This is a genomic window from Rhizobium sp. 01T444 (genome assembly GCF_056398305.1).
The window spans coordinates 108,046-128,172 of record NZ_JBFTPD010000003.1 but is presented as its reverse complement, the minus strand read 5'-3'; the positions used below and the strand labels follow the sequence as shown (position 1 = coordinate 128,172).

Below are 20,127 nucleotides of genomic sequence, written 5' to 3'. Positions count from 1 at the left end.
AAGTCAGATATCCAGCTTGTCGATCATCGGCTGCGTGATCAGGCAAATGCCGCTTTCGGTCCGTCTGAAGCGCCGCGCATCGAGCTCCGGATCCTCGCCGACGACAAGACCTTCCGGGATGACGACACCATGGTCGATCACAACATCTTTGAGCTGCGCGCGCCGGCCGATCTTCACGTTGGGCAAGATGACCGCTCCATCCAGCTTGGAGAAGGAATTGGCCCGCACGCCGGTGAAGAGAAGGCTCCGGTTGAGGCTTGCGCCTGAGATAATGCAGTCGCCGGCGACGACGGACGAGGTTGCCGAACCGCGGCGGTCTTCGTCGTCATGGACGAATTTCGCCGGCGGGGTGATCTCGGCGTAGGTCCAGATCGGCCAGGACTTGTCATAGATATCGAGGGCCGGAACGATCGCTGTTAGATCGATATTGGCCTGCCAGTAGGCATCGATCGTACCAACGTCGCGCCAGTAAGGCTCATGTTCGAAATCTGAACGCACGCAGGATTTGGCGAAACGGTGGGCGACCGCTTTACCGTGCTCTACGATATAGGGGATGATATCCTTGCCGAAATCGCGGCTGGAGGTCGGATCGGCGGCATCACGTCGTAGTGCCTCGATGAGGAACTTCGTGCGGAAGACGTAAATGCCCATGGAGGCGAGGGCGAAATCCGGCTTATCCGGAATGCCTGGCGGATCGGCCGGCTTTTCGATGAAGGCGAAGATTTCGTCCTTTTCGTTGACATGCATGACGCCGAAACCGACCGCATCCATGCGCGGGACTTCAAGGCAGCCGATGGTCACGTCCGCGCCGGTATCGACATGCTGCTGCAGCATGTATTCATAGTCCATCTTGTAGATATGGTCGCCAGCCAGGATGACCATGTACTCGACGCCGTAATCCTCGATGATATCGATATTCTGATAGACGGCATCGGCGGTGCCTTCGTACCACTGCGTTTCGGAAACGCGCTGGGAGGCAGGCAGGATGTCGAAGCTCTCGTTGCGCTCCGGCCGGAAGAAGTTCCAGCCACGCTGCATGTGGCGGATCAGTGAATGTGCCTTGTACTGGGTGGCGACGCCGATGCGGCGGATGCCGGAATTCAAGGCATTGGACAATGCGAAATCGATGATGCGCGCCTTGCCGCCGAAATAGACGGCTGGTTTGGCGCGTCGGTCGGTCAGTTCCTTGAGGCGGCTTCCCCTACCGCCGGCGAGAACATAGGCCATTGCATCGCGGGCAAGTGGCTGAATGCGCTTTTCTACCATTTTCTCCTCCCACCAGTCACTAATTCTCAGGTTCAAGCATGATCGTCGCCAACGGCGGCAGGGTTATCGAGCAGCTTATCTCGCCGCCGGCATCGACGGCCTGCACGCGCCCGCCATTGCCCTTTCCGCTGCCGCCATAGATGTCGGCATCGGTATTGAGGATTTCCCGCCAGCGCCCCGCCGAAGGCAGTCGGATCGAGTAGTTCTCGCGATAGACAGGCGTGAAGTTCGTGATGACGGCAACCGGCTTCTGGCCGGGCGCCTTGCGCAGCCAGGCGAAGACCGAGTTCTCGTAGTCATCTGCGATCAGCCATTCGAAGCCGTCGCCTTCGCAGTCGCGTGCATGGAGTGCTGCCTTGCTGCGGTAGGTGAAATTGAGGTCGCGCACCAGGCGGCGCATGCCTTCGTGCATGCGATATTGGAGCAGATTCCAGTCGAGCGACTTGTTTTCGCTCCATTCGGCCCACTGGGCAAATTCCTGCCCCATGAAGAGCAGCTTCTTGCCGGGATAGCCCCACATGAAGGCGTAGTAGGCGCGCAGATTGGCGAATTTCTGCCAGTCGTCGCCCGGCATCTTGGCGATCAGCGAGCCCTTGCCGTGCACGACTTCGTCGTGGGACAGTGGCAAGACAAAGTTTTCCGAATAGGCGTAGAGCAGCCCGAAGGTCAACTCATTGTGGTGATGCCTGCGGTGCACCGGTTCGCGGCTCATGTAGCTCAGTGTGTCGTGCATGAAGCCCATATTCCACTTGAAACCGAAGCCGAGGCCGCCTTCGTGAACTGGTTGCGAGACTTTCGGCCAGGACGTCGATTCCTCGGCGATGGTCATGACGCCGGGATGCTCACCATAGATGCGGGTATTGAGGCTTTGCAGAAAGCGGACGGCTTCGAGGTTTTCATTGCCGCCATACTCGTTCGGGATCCATTCGCCGTGCTTGCGCGAATAGTCGAGATAGAGCATCGAAGCGACTGCATCGACGCGCAGACCGTCGAGATGGAATTTCTCCGCCCAGTAGAGCGCGTTGTTGACGAGGTAAGATACGACTTCGGTCCGGCCAAAATTGTAGATCGCCGTATTCCAGTCCGGATGGAAACCCTTGCGCGGGTCTTCGTGCTCGTAAAGCGCGGTACCGTCGAACCAGCCGAGACCATGTTCGTCGGTTGGGAAATGTGCCGGTACCCAGTCGAGAATGACGCCGATGCCGACCTTGTGACAGCCGTTGACGAAGCGGGCGAACCCCTCCGGCTCACCGAAGCGGGCGGTCGGGGCATAAAGACCGGTCGTCTGATAGCCCCAGGAGGGGTCGTAAGGGTGTTCGGTAATCGGCAGGAATTCGATATGGGTGAAACCCATGTCGACGCAATAGGGGATGAGGCTCGAAGCAAGCTCATCCCATGACAGCATGGAGCCGTCCTGGCGGCGCTGCCAGGAGCCGGCATGAACTTCGTAAATGCTGATCGGCTGACGGCGTTTGTCAGTCTCGCGCCAATGCTTCAGATGCGGCTCGTCCTGCCAGTCCTGTATAAGCTCGGCTGCGGTCACGGAGGCCGTCTTTGGGCGCAGTTCGCTGCGGCGGGCAAAGGGGTCAGCCTTCAACGGCAACAGAACGCCGTCATGACCGCGGATTTCGAATTTATAGGGAACGCCGAGCGGCACGTCGGGAGCGAAGATCTCCCAGATCCCGCTGTCGGAACGGAAGCGCATGACATGACGCCGTCCGTCCCAGTTATTGAAATCGCCGACAACGGAAACGCGCTGGGCATTCGGTGCCCAGACGGCAAAATGGATGCCGGTCGCGCCTTCATGCTTGATGCGGTGGGCGCCCATCTTGTCGAAGAGCCGCAGATGCGAACCCTGCCGGGCGTAATAATCGTCCATCGGGCCGAGTACGGGGCCGAAGCTGTATGGGTCCGTCACTGCCCATTCGGCGTCGGCGCGCCGGGCGCGATAGCGCACCGGCTGGAATTTTGTGATGGAGACCTGGCCGCCGAAAATACCGTCAGGATGGAGCTGGTGGAGATCGCCGATCGGCGTTCCATCCAGCGCCATTGCCGTGACAGCTTCGGCGCCCGGAAGGAAACACCTGGTGATGAAGGCCTCGCCGGCCTGATGCACGCCCAGGACGGCAAAGGGATTGTCATGCGAGCCACTGAGGATTGCCGCTATTTCGTCAGCCGAAATTTCCCAGGGAAGCTTCACTTCAGGGGCGGCTTTCGGCGGCTTCATCAAGCTCTCCAGATCTCGTCTGCATATTGCCGGATTGTGCGGTCGGAAGAGAACCAGCCCATCCGCGCCGTGTTGTTGATTGTCTTCTCATACCAGGAGGACTGGTTGGTCCAGATCTGGTCGACCTCGCGCTGGGCGGCGGCGTAGGCATCGAAATCGCCAGCGACCATGAACCAGTCATGGGAATATATGCCGTCGATGAGGCCGGTGTAGCGGTTGCGGTCGTCAGGAGAGAAGACGCCTGAGCTGATGGCGGCAAGCGCCTGTGCCAGCTCACGCGAACCTTCGATGATTGCACGAGGATTGTGGCCCTCGCTACGGATCTTGGCGACTTCATCTGCCTGCAGGCCGAAGATGACGATGTTGTCTTCGCCGACATTGTCGCGCATTTCGACATTGGCGCCATCGAGCGTGCCGATCGTCAGTGCGCCGTTCAGGCCGAACTTCATGTTGCCGGTGCCTGATGCTTCCATGCCGGCCGTGGAAATCTGCTCGGAGAGGTCTGCCGCCGGTACCATGACTTCCGCGAGCGTGACATTATAGTTCGGCACGAAGACGACCTTCAGCAGGCCGCGGACCGACGGGTCATTGTTGATGGTGCGGGCGACATCATTGATGAGCTTGATGATGAGCTTGGCGTTATAATAGCTCGGCGCCGCTTTGCCGGCGAAGAGTTTTACGCGCGGCACCCAATCCAGCTCCGGATGCGAGCGGATCTGATCGTAGAGCGCGACGGCTTCGACGATGTTGAGGAGCTGGCGCTTGTATTCGTGGATGCGCTTGATCTGGATGTCGAACATGGCCGACGGATCGAGCTTCACGCCCATGCGGCTGGCGACGAGATTGGAAAGAGCCACTTTGTTGGCGCGCTTCACGGCCGCGAACTTCTGCTGGAAACTCGGGTCCGTTGCAAACTTGTCGAGTGCACGCAGCTTCTCGGCGTCATCGAGGAATTCGTCGCCGATCGCTTCGCGCACCAGGCCGGTCAGACCGGGGTTGCACTGCTGCAGCCAGCGACGGGGGGTGATGCCGTTGGTCTTGTTGTTGATGCGATCAGGGTAGAGCTTGTGCAGGTCCGCAAAGACCGTAACCTTCATGAGGTCGGTGTGCAGCGCGGAGACGCCGTTGATCGAATGCGAGCCGACGAAGGCGAGGTTGCCCATCCGCACGCGGCGGTCACCGCTTTCATCGATCAGCGAGATCGAACGGATTTCGGTGTCGGAGAAATTCCGCGTCTTGCGCGCTTCGATCAGGATCTTGGCGTTGATCGCGTAGATGATCTGCATATGGCGCGGCAGCAGACGTTCGAAGAGCGGAACCGGCCAGCTTTCCAGCGCTTCGGGAAGGAGCGTGTGGTTGGTGTAGGAGAAGGTGCGGCGGGTGATATCCCAGGCCGTATCGAAATCCATGCCGTGCACATCGCAGAGCAGGCGCGTCAGTTCGGCAACGGAAACCGCTGGGTGCGTGTCGTTGAGCTGGATCGCCACCTTGTCCGGCAAGGAGGTGAAGTCGTCATACTGCTGCAGGTGACGGCGCAGGATGTCCTGCAGAGAGGCGGAGGAGAAGAAATATTCCTGGCGCAGGCGCAGCTCCTGGCCGGCAGGCGTTGCGTCTGCCGGATAGAGAACGCGGGTCAGGCTTTCAGCTCTGTTGCTCTCGCGCAGCGCGCCGATATGGTCGCCGGCGTTGAAGGCGTCGAGCAGGATCGGGTCTATCGGCTGTGCCGACCAGAGGCGCAACGTATTGACGCGTTTGCCACGCCAGCCGACGACAGGTGTGTCGAAGGCGGCGGCGATGACGCGCTCGGCCGGCTTCCAGACGTATCGTGGCTGCTCGTCATGGCTGTTGATGACCTCGATCGAGCCGCCGAAGCCGATTTCATAGGCGCTTTCGCGGCGCTCGAATTCCCAGGGATTGCCGTGCGCAAGCCAGTTTTCCGGCAGCTCGACCTGCCAGCCGTCCGCCATCTGCTGACGGAAAAGGCCGTGGACGTAGCGGATGCCGTAGCCATAAGCCGGAACATCGACAGTTGCCATCGACTCCATAAAACAGGCAGCAAGACGGCCGAGACCGCCGTTGCCGAGTGCGGCATCCGGTTCGAGGCCGGCAATGACGTTGATATCGACGCCGAGCGAAGCGAGCGCATCCCGAACCTCTTCCATCAGGTTGAGATTGGACACGGCATCGCGCATCAGGCGGCCGATCAGGAATTCGAGAGACATGTAGTAGACGCGCTTGGCGCCTGTTTCATAGACCTTGCGGGTGGACTCCATCCACTTGTCGATGATGCGGTCACGCACCACGAGAATGGTTGCCGTCAGCCAGTCATGCGGCTTGGCGACCTTGGCATCCTTGCCAATGCGGTAGGTCAGACGCTCGATGATTTCCTCAGCGAGGATTTCTGGCCGGGAACTGCGCGGAGCTGGTGAGGGGATGATCGGCTTCGAAACAGTATTCATGTCAGGTCTCGCCAATTTTGATTTGGTTACAGTATCTTACGCCTGATTCAATCGATTTGTCGCTTATACCGACAGGGCAGTTTATGCACCGTTATCACGCACTTGCAACAAGGGAATTGGGCAAACGAAAAATTTGCGGAACCTTCATATTCGACAGGCCCAAGGGACTTGATTTCAATCGGTTTTCCCGATCTGATGGGCCGAATAAAGTCTAAACGAAAAGCCGCCCCGGTTTGTTCCGGAGCGGCTTTTTGCTGTGGTGAAATACGGGCTGCGGCCGTCAGTTCGTCAGCAGTGTGAGAGCCTTCGTCGCCTCCTGTGCGATGCTGGTGAAGGATGCCACCAGTTTCTCCATGGTCTCGGCCTCATAGTAGTTGCCGCCCGGCGAAGCGCAGTATTGAAGCAGGCTCTTGCCCTTGTCTGGAGCCATGAACGCGACGGTGAAGATCTTGATGCCCGCTGTTTTGGTCGCATCGCATTGGTCACGAACATTTTGGTCGTAGGTCTTCTGCCATTCGCCTGTGTTGCCCGTCATTTCGCCGTCGGTCATCAGGACAATGTAGCGCGATACGTTTTTGTTGCCCTTGGCCTCGTGTGCCATGCTTTCAACATCAGAACCGTCCTGGGCTTTCTGGACGGAAAGAGTTGCTTGTCTCATCGGTTCGGTGGCATCCGTGCCGCCGGTCGCAGTAATGCCGCTTACATAGGTTGCGGTCGTCGCCGTGCCCCACGCCATGGCGCTCATGCTTTTGATCTGGGTCTTTTTTGAATTATAGATAAGACCATTATTGTAAGAGTATGCGCCAGTCCGCACGAGGCTGTGATCCGGATCGGCGGTGTTCAATGCCGAAAAGAGAGCATTGGCTGCCTGCTTGAGCGCGTCGATCTTGATAACATAGGTCTTGCACTTTGTGCCATTATACGTGGCGCAGGTGCTGGTTTTGTCGCCCATCGAACCCGACTGATCGAGCACCAGTTCCATCGAAAGGGCGCTCTTGGTGTCGTTCGTGCCGCTCGTCGTCGAGCTCGTCGTGCCGACATTCATCGTCTTGTAGCCGAGGACGCCCATGAACGGCGTGGTGGCAAGAGCGTAGGAGCTGTTCACCGTAACCTTAAAGCTCTTGCTGGTTGCCGTCGTGCTGGTGTCGATGTTGATGCTCGTTGCGGCCTTGATGTCGTCCACGGCGTCAGTGCCGACATAATTGGCCATCTGGCCGCTGACGAAATCCTTCGCAAGAGCTTCGGCGGCAGCGCTGTTGGCGGCCGTTCCGTTGGCAAGCGCGGTTGCGGCTGCCAGAGCGCCGGCGTCCGTCGCTTCCTGAAGCTCGCGCTTGGACAGGATCGCATTTGAATAGTCGATAGCCAACCCCGCGGCGCCGATAAGCACAGGCAGCAAGATGGCCGTCATGATACCGAAATTGCCGCCACGGTCGCGCCGCAGCCGATCAAGAAGCGAATGCAGGGTGTTCATCATGTCCACCGGTTCGAAGGAGCCCTATTTGGCTCTTGATGGACCAGATGACTTTAATGGGCGCTAAAGCCGGTCTCTAAAATTGCAGGCAACTGGCTGTTTTTTCCAATTTCGGGATTATTTGAGCGGAATTACGTCCACTGCCTGCACGGAACGCTGGCTGCCATAACTCTTGAGCACACCGATAACGGGAGCGACATCGGCATAGTCGCGGCCGTATGCGACGACGATATGGTCGGTTCCAGCAGGGATATTGTTGGTGGGATCGAGCTCAATCCAGCCGGCCGTTTCGCCGCACCAGACGCGGACCCAGGCATGCATGGCGTCAGCCCCTTCCAGCCGCTCCTTGCCCGGCGGCGGGATTGTGCGCAGGAAGCCGGAGACATAGCCGGCGGGAATGCCGAGGCTGCGCAGCGCGAGGATCATGACATGAGTGAAATCCTGGCAGACGCCGCGCTTCAGTTTGAAGGACTCCAGCGGCGTGGTGTCGACGGTCGTCGCTTCCGGATCGTAGGTGAAATCCTTGTTGATGCGAGCGCACAGCGCATAGGCGATCTGCATGATGGTCAGCGACGGCTGTACACAGGTCTTTGCGTATTCACTGATCGCCTTGGTTTCGGTCAGGCGCGGACTGTCGCCAAGGAAATGGTGGGGCGATTCCGAATCGAGCGACCAGATTCCGGCGACTTCCTCCGGCAGGTTAGCCAGCAGCGGCGAGAAGTCGGCCGACATGACCTGGCTTTCGACCTGCACGCGGGCCTGCATGCGGATATCGAGCGTTTCATGCGGCGAGCGCAGCAGGAAGGATGTTGCCGGATGCTGGAAGAAATCGACGAAATGCGACTGTTCGTCCGGCTGCGGCGAAATGCTGATCGAGCCCGCGACAAGCCGCTGGCGGTTCGCCAGCGAGAGCGGCATGAGGCGCATGATATGGCGCGCGCCTGACGCAGGCGTGTCGTAGGCATAGCCCATATGCAGGGTGAGATCGTATAGCACCGCCGTCATCCGAGATAGGTCTGTGCCAGGAGGTCGGAGAGGTGTTCCAGTTCGCGCTCCAGCCGATGATAGACATCGTCGCTCATCGTCTCCGGCGTCATGACGGCTAGGCCCGAATGCAGGCGCATCGCCTCGCGGTAGAAGGGCGACATCTGGCCGTTCATGAAGGCGTTTGGAAGCTGCTCCACCTCGCGATGGATCTCGTTCATCTGGAAGAGGATCGAGCGCGGATTAAGAGGATCGAGCGCCAGGAGATCGGTGACCGTCAGCCGCGCCGTGTTGACGTTGTAGCGGCGGCGGTGGGTCATGACGCTGTCGCCGATTTCGAGCAGCATGTCGAGCGCGCCATCGGGCGCTTCCGGGCCGGACATGTGGCCGAGCAGCCGCGTCATATGCAGGCCGCGCTCAATGTATCGGCCAAGCGAGAGGAAGCGCCATCCGGTGAAGCGGTACATGTTTTCATGCACGAGACCGGCGAAGCCCGCGAGCTTGCGCAGCAGGATGGTCATGGCGTGGCTGGCATCGTCACCGGCGGTGATAGTCGAGTGGAAGCGGCGGGCGGTCTTGGCGAGATCGTTCAGTGCCAGCCAGCCATCCGGCGAGAAGCGGTCGCGGATATTGCTCGCCGAATAGACGGCGCTGTCGATATTGCGCAGCAGCGATTCCGGCACAGGCTCGGCGGTGTCGATATCGACGGCGGCAAGATATTCGGTGACGTCGGCAAGCAGCGGCTGGTTCGGGTCGGCCGCCTCGGCATAACGTGCATGCCAGGCGCGCAGGATGCGCAGCGCCCCTTCGGCGCGTTCGATATAGCGGCCCAGCCAGAAGAGGTTATCGGCCGCGCGGCTCGGCAGGCTGCCCGGCATGTTGCGGGTGAAGCTGCCCTCGGCGGGCAGAAGAGTGTGGCGCTCGACCGGCTTGTCGCTGACGATCCAGACATCGGCCGCCGCGCCACCGGATTGCATGGCGATGGCGGCGACATCGTCTCCCGAGCCGATGCGGGCAAAGCCGCCGGGCATGATCTGCCAGCCGTTGGCGGTACGGGCGGCGAACACGCGCAGCGACATCGGCCGCGGCGTCAGCTTGCCGTTGACCCAGGCGGGTGTGGTCGAGAGGGTGACGACTTCCTGACCGACGAGCTTTGCGCCGTCGCTTGTCAGCCAGTCTGTAATCGAGTTCTTCGCTGTGGCGCGCAGCGACGAGCCGAGGACGGATTCGCCGCTGTCATCGAAGAAGGGGGCGCGGGAATAGGCCGGGCCGATCACCATCTTCTCGATATTGGCAGCCACGTGGTCACGCTCGTCCTTCTGGCCGCACCACCATGTGGCGATGGACGGCAGGCGCAGATCTTCGCCCAGCAGCTGGCGACAGACGGCGGGCATGAAGGCGAGCAGGGCGCGCGTTTCCAAAACGCCGGTGCCGAGCGCGTTGACGATGGTGATGGTTTCGGCGCGCAGCGACTCCACAAGGCCGGGGGTGCCGATATGCGAGTTCTGGTTCAGCTCCAGCGGATCGGCATAGGCGGAATCGAGACGCCGCCACAGAACGCCGATCGGCTTCAGGCCGGCGACGGTGCGCACCATGACGCGGCCGTTGACGACAGTCAGATCCTCGCCTTCCAGCAGCATGAAGCCGAGGTAGCGGGCAATGTAGGCGTGTTCGTAGTAGGTTTCGTTTGCGGGGCCGGGCGTCAGAACTGCGATGCGGTCGTCACCCGAATGTTTCATCGTCTGCAGTGCATCGCGGAAGGCGCCGAAGAAGGAAGCGAGGCGGTGGACCGGCGTTTCGGCGTAGATATCGGAAAAGGCGCGGGTGGTCGCAACCCGGTTTTCCAGCGCAAAGCCTGCGCCCGAGGGGGCCTGCGTGCGGTCGGCAAGTACCCACCAATTGCCGTCAGGGCCACGGCCGATCTCGAAGGCGCAGAAATGCAGATAGTGCCCGGTTGCCGGTTTTACGCCAACCAGAGGTCGTTGGAATTCCGGATTGGCAGCGATGAGGGCGGGCGGAAAGATGCCCTCCTCGACGAGCTCGTTGTCGCCGTAGATATCGGCAACCATCGCTTCGAGGAGATTGGCGCGCTGCACGAGGCCTGCCGAAAGAGCCTGCCATTCACGCTCGTCGATCAGCACTGGAATGTGGGAGAGCGGCCAGGCACGCTCGCCGCTGCCCTTGGCGCCGTAAGCCCGGTAAAAGACGCCGGCGTCGCGCAAATAGCGGTCGGCGCGGGCGAACCGCTCGGCCAGATCCTTTTCCGGCATGATGTTCAGATGGGCGAGGAAGCGCTGCCAGACCGGACGGATGGTGCCGTTATTATCCACCATCTCGTCGGCGATACCGGGCAAGGGCTCATAATCGAAGACCGCGTCCGCGCCGGCGCGTTCTTCGATTTCGTCCCTCAGTTCTAGTGCAGGCTTCTTGCCCATCAGACCCAGTTTCTTCAAATTCCAGCGGGCCGCCTCAGATCCAGCGTGAGCGGGAATTCAGGCGAAACCGTTTCGGCGCGCGGGATATAACCACCCGCCGTATGCCCCCACGGTTCGAAACGGGCAAGCCGCCGCGCTTCCGCTTCGTTGCCGTTGACCGGGAAGGTTTCATAATTCCGACCACCCGGATGGGCAACGTGATAGATGCAGCCGCCGATCGAACGTTTCGACCATGTATCATAAATATCAAAAGTCAAAGGCGTATTCACCGGCAATACAGGGTGCAGGCCAGAAGCCGGCTGCCAGGCCTTGAAACGCACGCCAGCGACCGACACGCCCGATGTGCCCGTCGGCATCAGCGGTACGATTCGGCCGTTGCAGGTGACGATGTAGCGCGAGACGTTGTTCGTTTCGAGCCGAACCTGAAGGCGCTCGACGGAGCTGTCGACGTAACGGACAGTGCCGCCCGGCGCGCCTTCCTCGCCCATGACGTGCCAGGGCTCCAGCGCCTGGCGCAGTTCCAGCTTCGAACCCTCGTATTCGACCTCGCCGCAGAAGGGGAAGCGGAATTCGAGCTGCGCCTTGAACCATTCGGGGCTGAGGTCGAAGCCGTTTTCGCGCAGGTCGGCGAGCACATCGAGGAAATCCGTCCAGACGAAATGCGGCAGCATGAAACGGTCGTGCAGTGTCGTACCCCAGCGGACGAAATTGCCATCGGCGGGGTTCTTCCAAAAGCGGGCGATCAGCGCGCGCACCAGCAATTGCTGGGCAAGCGACATACGCGCGTTCGGCGGCATCTCAAAGCCGCGGAACTCGATGAGGCCGAGCCGTCCAGTCGGGCCATCCGGCGAGAACAGCTTGTCGATGCAGATCTCGGCACGGTGCGTGTTACCGGTGACATCGGTCAAAAGATTTCGGAACAGCCGGTCGACGAGCCAGGGCAACGGCAGTTGACCGCGACCCGGCGCTCCGATCTGCGCCATGGCGATTTCCAGCTCATAGAGGCTGTCGTGGCGGGCCTCGTCAATCCGCGGCGCTTGGCTGGTCGGCCCGATGAACATGCCGGAAAAGAGGTAGGAGAGCGAGGGATGGCGTTGCCAGTGGAGAATGATGCTTTTCAGCAGGTCCGGGCGGCGCAGGAACGGGCTGTTGTTTGGATTGGCGGCGCCGACGACAACGTGGTTGCCGCCGCCGGTGCCGGCGTGGCGACCATCGACCATGAACTTGTCGGCGCCGAGCCGGGTGGCGCGGGCTTCCTCGTAGATCGCCGTGGTGATGTCGACGCAATCCTGCCAGTTGGAAGCTGGATGGATGTTGACTTCGATGACGCCTGGATCGGGAGCGACGCGGATAACGTTGATGCGCTCGTCCTGCGGCGGCGGATAGCCTTCGATGTGAACGGGAAGCTTGAGTTCGGCAGCGGCGTTTTCGGCAGCGGCGATCAGTTCCAGATAATCCTCGACGCGCTCCACCGGCGGCATGAAGACGCAGAGCCTGCCTTCGCGCGGTTCGACCGACAAGGCAGTGCGCACGGCACCACCTATGTCGCCAAGGGTCTGTTCGACACGGACGGCGTGGCTTTCGTCCGTCTGGAATGATGCTTCCGGCATGGCGCGGCCGGCGGGTACGAAGACATCAGGCAGCGGCGGGCGCGGTATCGACGGATCTGCGGGGTGGATATAAGGGTAGCGCGCCGGCGGGACATAGGGCAGCGTGCCGAGTGGCAGGCGATAGCCGATCGGGCTATCACCCGGTACGAGAAAGATCTTTCCGCGGCGCGTGCGCCATATTTCGCTGACCCAGGTGCGGCTTGCGGCAGCCTTGGCATTCCATACCTGAACGGGAAGGATATAACCCGTCGGCACGGTGAGGCCGCGGGCGAAGACGCGGGCAATGCGGTTGCGCTCCTCGGGGTCCTTCAGCTTCGAATTGGACGGATCGACATTTTCGGGAAGGCTGCCTTCCTTGATGATCCAGTCTGCAGGATCCTCATAGGCCGGCTGCACCATATCCGGCTTGATTGCCAGTTCCCTGGCGATCGCCGTCAGAAGCTTTTCGGCATCCTCGGCCTTGACGCCGGTATCCTTGCCTTCAGCGGCGATCAGGTCGAGGTTCTGCCAGATCGGTTTGCCGTCACGGCGCCAGTAGAGAGAGAAGGTCCAGCGCGGCAGGCTTTCGCCGGGATACCATTTACCCTGGCCGTAATGCAGGAAGCCGCCGGGCGCGAAGCGCTCCTGCAGCCTGCGGATCAGGCTGTCGGCCTTTTCGCGTTTGGTCGGTCCGACGGCGGCGGTGTTCCATTCCTCGGACTGAAAATCGTCGATCGAGACGAAAGTCGGCTCGCCGCCCATCGTCAGGCGTACATCCTCGGCTTCGAGGACGCGGTCGACCTTCTCGCCGAGCTGGTTGAGCTCGTCCCAGCTCTCATCAGAGAAGGGTTTGGTGATGCGCGGGTGCTCGGCGACGCGGGAGACCTTCATGTCGAAGGCGAATTCGGTTTCGGCCTCGCCGAAATAACCGCCGGAGATCGGGGCGGCATTGCTGAAATGCGGCGTGGCGGCGAGCGGAATATGGCTTTCGCCGGTCAGCAGGCCGGAGGTCGGATCGAGACCGACCCAGCCGGCGCCGGGCAGATAGACCTCCGCCCAGGCATGCAGATCAGTGAAATCGACCTCGGTACCTGAAGGACCGTCGAGGGCCTTCAGGTCTGGCGCCAACTGGATGAGATAGCCGGAGACGAAGCGGGCGGCGAGCCCGAGATGGCGCAGGATCTGCACGAGCAGCCAGCTGGTGTCGCGGCAGGAGCCCTTGGCGGTTTCCAGCGTCTCCTCCGGCGTCTGGACGCCGGCTTCCATGCGGATGACATAACCGATCTGCCGCTGCAGACGGGCATTGAGACCGACGATCATGTCGACCGTCGGCTGATCGGGCGACCAGTCGAGCGTCGGCAGGAGTGCCTTTAGGCGCGGGCCAGCCGGCTCCGGCATCATGTAGATCGAGAGATCTTCACGGAGCGATTCCGGGTAGTTGAAGGGCCACTTCGTCGCTTCCTCCTCGACGAAGAAATCGAAGGGATTGTAGACCGTCATGTCGGCAACGAGATCGACCTCGATCTTGAATTCGGTCACCGGTTCGGGAAAGACGAAGCGCGCGAGGTAATTGCCGTAAGGATCCTGCTGCAGGTTCACGAAGTGGTTCGACGGCGTGACCTTCAGAGAATGGCTCAAAACCCGCGTCTTCGAATGCGAGGCCGGTTTCAGACGGATGATCTGTGGGCCGAGGCGGACCGGTTTGTCATACTGATAATGGGTCAGATGATAGATGCTGGCTTTGATCGACATATTGCTCTTTTATCTGCTTGCCGTTGATCGGCTTAGCTGTTCCCAAAGCCAGTGTGTGCAATGCAGCGAAAGAATGCAAGGCGGAAAGGTTAACGCGGTGACGGCATTCAGGCGGCTCTGTTGAACGTCACTGATGCCTTCAGACCCCTACCGCCGCGCCCCGGTATCAGTACAAGTCTCGCATTGAAAAGATTAGCGATTTCCTCGACGATCGGCAGGCCGAGGCCGGCACCGGGTGCGCCGGACTCATTCCCGCGGGAGAAACGCTTTCTGACGGCTTCCAGCTTTTCGGGCGGAATACCCGGACCGTTATCCTCGACTTCCAGTCTGACCGTTTCCGCATCCTCCATAATACGGACAGTCACTTCCGCGCCCTTGCCGGCATAGGCGATGGCATTGCCGGCGAGATTGCGCAGCATCTCGCCGATCAGCAGCGGCTCGGCGCGGATCATCGCAGGCCCTTCGCCCTCGAAGCCGAGATCGATGCCGGCTTCGGCAGCGCGGGGGATCTGCTCGCCGGTGATCTCCTGAGCAATGGCCGTGAGATCGATGGCCGAGACCGTCAGTGCTTCCTTGGCGGTCGCGGCATCGATCTTGGCCATCAGCAGAAGCTGGGCAAGGATGCGCTCGGCATGGGCAACAGCCTGATCGCCTTTGAGTGCGGCATGTTGCGCCTCGTCGAGAGAACCGGCGCGGGCTGAAAGAGCAAGCTGTGTGCGGATGATCGTGAGCGGCGTGCGGAGCTGGTGGCTGGCATTGCCGGTGAAATTGCGCAGCGCATCGAGCGCCGATTGCAAGCGCACCATGAAGGAGTTGACCGTATCGACAAGTGGCTGCACCTCACTCGGAACGGATTGCTCGATCGGATGCAAGTCGCCCGGGTTGCGCTCGCCGATAGCGTCGCCGAGCTTGTAGAGCGGCCGTAGCGCCACCGTAACGGAAATCCAGACGATAACGGCGGCACCGGCTATCATGACGGCGAGGCGCAGCGCCGAGCGGACGAGGATTGCCTGCGCCAGATGACGGCGGGCAATGGTGGTTTCGGCGACGGTGACGACGAAGGGCACAGAGCGGATGCCGGTCGAGGCGGAGCGTCCCAATGTCGCCACACGGATCGGCTCGCCGCGGAAGATGTCGTCGGCAAAGGCGGCCGTATCGCCCTGCGTTTCCTTCAGCACCGGCAGCGCTTGGTAGCCGGTGATGAAATTTCCGGGTGGGCCGTCGACACGGTAGAAGACGCGGTCCTGTGCCGCCGATGTCAGCATTTCCAGCGCGACATAGGGAATATCGACCTCGAGCGTGCCGTCTTCGGCGACGACGACACGTTCGGCGATGGCCAGCGCCGAGCCGGCCAATACGCGGTCAGAAACGATGTTCGAGGTCTGGACGGCTTCGCGCCAGGTATCGGCGAGCGCCAGCGTGCCGATAACGGCAGTCGAAACAAGCAGCCAGAAAAGCAGTCGGCGCCGGAGCGAATAGGCCGCCGTCATGAGGGCTCGGGCAGCTTGTCGAGATAATAACCGATGCCGCGGGCGGTCCTAACCGTCAGTCCGTGCGGTGAAAGCCTCTTTCTCAGGCGGCTGACATATTGCTCGATGGCATTGGCGGAGATGTCGTCATCGAAGGCAGTCAGCGACTGCATGATCGCCTCCTTGGCGACGACCTTGCCGGCGCGCATGAAAAGAATTTCGAGCAGGCCGAGCTCGCGGGAGGGGATGTCGAGCGGCGTGGCACCGGCCGAAAAGGCGCGAGAATTCAGGTCGAGTGAGATCGATCCGAAGCTGACTGTCGAGGAATGCAGCCCGGCCTGGCGGCGCAGAAGCACGCGCACACGCGCTTCGAATTCAGCAATGTCGAAGGGCTTGATGAGGTAGTCGTCAGCACCGAGATCCAGGCCTTTCACACGCTCTTCCGGCGAGCCGCGGGCCGTCAGGACGAGCACGGCAGCCCGGCTGCCGCGGGCGCGCATGGCGCGCAGCACATCAAGGCCGTCCATTTCGGGAAGGTTCAGATCGAGAATGACGAGATCGAAATTTTCCGCTGCGATGACGGCATTGGCCGAAGCCCCGTCATGGACGACATCCACTGCATGGCCCGTGCCGCGCAAGATCGCCGACAGGCCGTCGGCCAACGCGATATTGTCTTCGGTAAGCAGGATGCGCAACGGATGTTTCCCTCGATTTTTCGGGGAGTTTATCAGGGATGACAGCCCGATGTCACAGCGATTCTGGGAATTGGTGAATGGAGGATAGCAGGATTTTATTCGCCTTCCGGCCCTGCGCATCATCAGCCCGATCGCCACGACGCCATGGGCCGGTTTCGATCCGCACCGAGATGTCGATGGCGGGGCGCAGACCGTCGTGGTAAGGACAAGGGGAGTTTGGGGAGGCTTTGCAGATGCGGAACCTGTCGGTCGGGCTTGTGGAAAGCCCGGAAGAGATCGATGCCGTTCGGCATCTCAGCCGTGCCTTCCGACAATGGCTTTACGACAACTATCCCGACGAGCGGGCGCAGATAGAACTTTACTACAGTCCGGAAAAATTCGAGGCTATGCTCGCCGACCTGCCGAAGATCCATGCAAGGCCACAAGGGGCAATGTTCCTGGCGCGGCTGGATGGAGAGATTGTCGGCTGCGTGATGCAGCATGAGATCGCGCCGAGCATATCGGAGATGAAGCGGCTCTTCGTTTCCGAGCAGGCACGCGGCAGTGGCGCAGCACTGGCGCTTTGCGAAGCGTCCCTCGCGCAGGCCAAGAAGGATGGCTACCGGATGATGCGGCTCGATACCGGCCATCGGCAGGTCGCTGCCCAGAAGCTATATCGCCGCCTGGGTTTTCGCGAGCGAGACGCCTACTACGAGATCCCTGATGATCTGAAGCCGATCCTGATGTTCTTCGAGCGCGAGCTTTGAGGTCTGGCTGTAGCCACCACTGGAAGCCGACCCTTGTCTGGCTTGTGCGGCTCGGGCATTCTTGCGCGATGAGGAGCCTTTTCATTCTGTTCCTGTGTCTGGTGCCCGGCTTTGCGGCAGCGGATCAGGTTTTTTATCCGGCGAAGTCGGGCAATACCGATGCGCCGGTGCTGACAGTCTATTCCTCGCTCGACGAGCCCTTGGCGCAGCCGATGATCCGCGGCTTTCAGGAGGCCAATCCGGATGTGGCAGTCAAATACGAGGACATGCTGACCGGGGATATTTACGACCGCATCGTCAAGGAAACGGATACCGGTCACAAAACGGCGGACTTCGCCTTCTCCTCTGCGATGGACCTGCAGGTGAAGCTTTCGAACGACGGCTATGCGCAGGTGAGCAACCTGCCGATGAGCGCCCAATGGCCGAAATGGGCGAACTGGCGCAACACCGCCTATGCGCTGACCTTCGAACCTGCCGTCTTCGTCTATCACAAGCCGAGCTTTGTTCATGAATCGGTGCCGAGCTCGCGGGCGGAATTCGTCGACTATTTGAAACGCAAGGGCAATGTGGTTTATGGGCGGATCGGGACCTATGACATTGAACGTTCCGGCGTGGGCTTTTTGTTCATGGCGCGCGATCAGGAACAGTTCGGCGATATCTGGTCGGTGATCGGGGCGATGGGGGCCGCCGGCGTGAAGCTCTACTCCACGAGTTCGGCAATCCTCGAGCGGGTGGCTGATGGGCGCTTCGTGCTCGGCTACAATATCCTCGGCTCTTATGCGGCCGACTGGGCCTCGCGTCATCCTGACGTCGGCATCGTGTTGCCGAAGGATTATACGGTCGTGATGTCGCGCATTGGCCTGGTGCCGCAGGCTGCCGCCGAGCCGGAACTCGGGCGGCGCTACCTTGCCTTCTTCATGTCGAAGGAAGGTCAGACGATCATGGCCCGCGAGTTGCAGATCCCGGCCGTCAGCCCGGAAGTGGCGGGCGAGAATACCGCCAATACGTTGCAGGAACTGCTCGGCGCACAGTTGCGTCCGGTGCCTGTCAGCCCCGGTCTGATGGTCTATCTCGATCAGGTGAAGCGGGCTCGGCTGATTGCGCACTGGAATGAGGTGCTGCGGACGCAGTAAAAACCTCGCTCGGCCAGTAGGAAACCTGTGGGCTGACCAAAATAAATCACATGTTCTCAATGACTAAGCGCTGATCCATTCGGCAGGAATGGTCCGAGCTCTAACTCAAGAATATAAAGGGCGAGGTTGCTGCTAGCGAACCTCGCCCTTTCGCATTTATGCCGTGACGGCAGCTACGGTCAGCCTTTGCGTATCACCACTTCCAGATATTCAGCCGGCACGACCATGGTGCCGTCCTTGGCGCGGTTGAAGCGGGCGATGAGCGCAAGGAAATCCTCTTCGAGAGCCGCCTTGCCCGGCTGTGGCAGAGCTTCGAAGGCCTTGTGGACAGGGCCGTACCAGGTGCGGAACACTTCCAGCCAGTGGGCGGGTGAGCGGTAGCGGAAATTATACATACGTGACGTCGCCTCGATGCTGGCCTGGCCGCCGAACATTTCTTCCAGCCTTGCCTTCGTGCCCCACAGCGCCGGCGACCTGAGGCCCGGCATCGGTGGAATATGCTTGCCTATCGTCTTGAAGACCTGGCCGATGAAGCTCTCCGGCGTCCAGTTCGCCATGCCGATGCGCCCGCCTGGCCGGCAGACGCGCAGCATTTCCTTTGCCGCCTTGTCCTGATCCGGCGTGAACATGACCCCGAAGGTGGAGACGACGACATCGAAGCTTGCATCCTTGAAGGGCAGGGCCTCGGCATCGGCCTGCTGGAACTCCACCGCCAGACCGTTTGCCATCGCCCGTTCGCGGCCGCGCTCCAGAAGCTCCGGCACGTAGTCGGTCGAGGTCACCTCGGCCCAACGCCGCGCAGCGGCAAGCGTCGCATTGCCGTTGCCGGCGGCGATATCGAGAACCTTTTCGCCGGAGCGCAGGTCCAGGGCTTCGCACAGGCTTTCGCCGACGATCTGCAGCCGGGCGCCGATGACGGAATAATCGCCAGAAGCCCAGGCGACCTGCTGGCGCGACTTCAACGCGGCGAGATCGGGTGTGGGCTGTGTCACGGCATTCGCTGTGGTTTGCATGGAATGTCTCCTCTCGTCTCGGCGAACGAAGGCCAGAGCCGCGAGCGCCCGCCGGTTTTTGATATCCAGATATAAGCGCAGCGTTCGACCAGCCTCTTGGAGTGCCCCAGGTCCGCTCGCAGGTAGATCGTGCCTCGGGTTGGGCAATCGGCCTAGTGTAGAAAATGGACTGGAACCGATACAGAAAATGGATCAGGCGGCGTAGGAGCTGCGCACCATCCAGTTTCCGATGCTTGTGGCGAGCGACATGTCGCCGATGAAGGAGATGCGTTCCCTGGCGATCTCGGTATCGAGGCTGGAATGGCCCATCCAGGCCGAGGTCATCGCCTTCAAATCGGCGGTGACGAAGAGGTCGACATCGTAACCGGGATCTGTGAGGCAGAGGTCCACAGGCGTGCCTAGCCGCGCCACGAGCCAGTAATGCCGTTCGTCACGCGGCAATTCGGGATAGGTGAACTGGATGACGCTGCGCTTGCGCGAGGGCAGGGCGGCGGCATTGACCTTGCGGCGCATGTTCCACATCAGAATGCGGGCATCGAGCTTTTCGAGGGTTACGTTGGCGTCGATATTGCGATGCGCCCAGGTGCCGAGCGCATGCACGATCGGCTCCAACTCGTTGGCGATCTCGGTCGTCCGATAGACGATCTCACCCGTGATGCGGTTTTCCGAGCGGGTGACGAGGCCGTTTGCCTCCATCTCGCGCAGCCGTTTTGCCATGAGGGTCGGTGACATTCCCGGTACGCCGCGTCGGATCTCGTTGAAACGTGTGGAGCCGGACCACATTTCGCAGAGCAGCAGCAAGGTCCATCGCGGCTCGAGCAGCTCGCACGCCTTGGAAACCGGACAAAACTGGTTGTAACCGCCATTTGCCATCGGATCGCCCTCCGC

The 20,127-nt window shown here is 60.9% G+C and carries 13 protein-coding genes; 2 read left to right on the top strand and 11 right to left on the bottom strand.

All coding sequences use genetic code 11. The annotated features are described in order from the left end of the window. Positions 1-3: 3 nt before the first annotated feature. From glgC to AC1DTN_RS06115, 9 genes are all read right to left on the bottom strand, one after another. Positions 4-1,266, bottom strand: coding sequence for a glucose-1-phosphate adenylyltransferase (gene glgC / locus AC1DTN_RS06155; protein ID WP_113320954.1), 1,263 nt, complete (start codon positions 1,264-1,266; stop codon positions 4-6). Between the two features lie 19 nt (positions 1,267-1,285). Then, positions 1,286-3,493, bottom strand: a complete 2,208-nt coding sequence (gene glgB / locus AC1DTN_RS06150) for a 1,4-alpha-glucan branching protein GlgB (protein WP_442206422.1) — start codon at positions 3,491-3,493, stop codon at positions 1,286-1,288. Continuing rightward, complete coding sequence (locus tag AC1DTN_RS06145; RefSeq protein WP_442206421.1) at positions 3,493-5,952, bottom strand: glycogen/starch/alpha-glucan phosphorylase; 2,460 nt, start codon at positions 5,950-5,952, stop codon at positions 3,493-3,495. The genes glgB and AC1DTN_RS06145 overlap by 1 nt, the downstream gene beginning before the upstream one ends. A gap of 280 nt (positions 5,953-6,232) precedes the next feature. Further along, entirely contained in the window at positions 6,233-7,423 is a 1,191-nt protein-coding gene (locus AC1DTN_RS06140) for a pilus assembly protein TadG-related protein (protein ID WP_442206490.1), read from the bottom strand. Between the two features lie 117 nt (positions 7,424-7,540). Beyond that, positions 7,541-8,428: a transglutaminase family protein gene (locus AC1DTN_RS06135; RefSeq protein ID WP_442206420.1), complete on the bottom strand. Its 888-nt coding sequence runs from the start codon at positions 8,426-8,428 to the stop codon at positions 7,541-7,543. Next, a complete protein-coding gene (locus tag AC1DTN_RS06130; RefSeq protein WP_442206419.1) occupies positions 8,425-10,842 on the bottom strand; it encodes a circularly permuted type 2 ATP-grasp protein in 2,418 nt (805 codons plus the stop codon). Before AC1DTN_RS06130 ends, AC1DTN_RS06135 begins: the two co-directional genes overlap by 4 nt. 14 nt (positions 10,843-10,856) lie before the next feature. Then, positions 10,857-14,183, bottom strand: coding sequence for a transglutaminase family protein (locus AC1DTN_RS06125; RefSeq protein WP_442206418.1), 3,327 nt, complete (start codon positions 14,181-14,183; stop codon positions 10,857-10,859). Between the two features lie 107 nt (positions 14,184-14,290). After that, a complete protein-coding gene (locus AC1DTN_RS06120; RefSeq protein ID WP_113320948.1) occupies positions 14,291-15,673 on the bottom strand; it encodes a sensor histidine kinase in 1,383 nt (460 codons plus the stop codon). Beyond that, positions 15,670-16,347, bottom strand: a complete 678-nt coding sequence (locus tag AC1DTN_RS06115) for a response regulator (RefSeq protein ID WP_113320947.1) — start codon at positions 16,345-16,347, stop codon at positions 15,670-15,672. Before AC1DTN_RS06115 ends, AC1DTN_RS06120 begins: the two co-directional genes overlap by 4 nt. Positions 16,348-16,580: 233 nt before the next feature. Here AC1DTN_RS06115 and AC1DTN_RS06110 point away from each other — a divergent pair, with 233 nt between their 5' ends. Next, positions 16,581-17,093: a GNAT family N-acetyltransferase gene (locus AC1DTN_RS06110; protein ID WP_310383667.1), complete on the top strand. Its 513-nt coding sequence runs from the start codon at positions 16,581-16,583 to the stop codon at positions 17,091-17,093. Between the two features lie 68 nt (positions 17,094-17,161). Next, a complete protein-coding gene (locus tag AC1DTN_RS06105; protein WP_442206417.1) occupies positions 17,162-18,226 on the top strand; it encodes an ABC transporter substrate-binding protein in 1,065 nt (354 codons plus the stop codon). A 179-nt stretch (positions 18,227-18,405) separates the two neighbouring features. On the opposite strand, the gene AC1DTN_RS06100 is transcribed toward AC1DTN_RS06105, so the two are convergent. Together AC1DTN_RS06100 and AC1DTN_RS06095 are read right to left on the bottom strand one after the other, a co-directional pair. Next, on the bottom strand, positions 18,406-19,239 hold the full coding sequence (locus AC1DTN_RS06100; protein ID WP_113320945.1) for a class I SAM-dependent methyltransferase: 834 nt from the start codon (positions 19,237-19,239) through the stop codon (positions 18,406-18,408). 192 nt (positions 19,240-19,431) lie between these two features. Beyond that, complete coding sequence (locus tag AC1DTN_RS06095; RefSeq protein WP_113320944.1) at positions 19,432-20,112, bottom strand: winged helix-turn-helix transcriptional regulator; 681 nt, start codon at positions 20,110-20,112, stop codon at positions 19,432-19,434. Positions 20,113-20,127 lie beyond the last annotated feature (15 nt).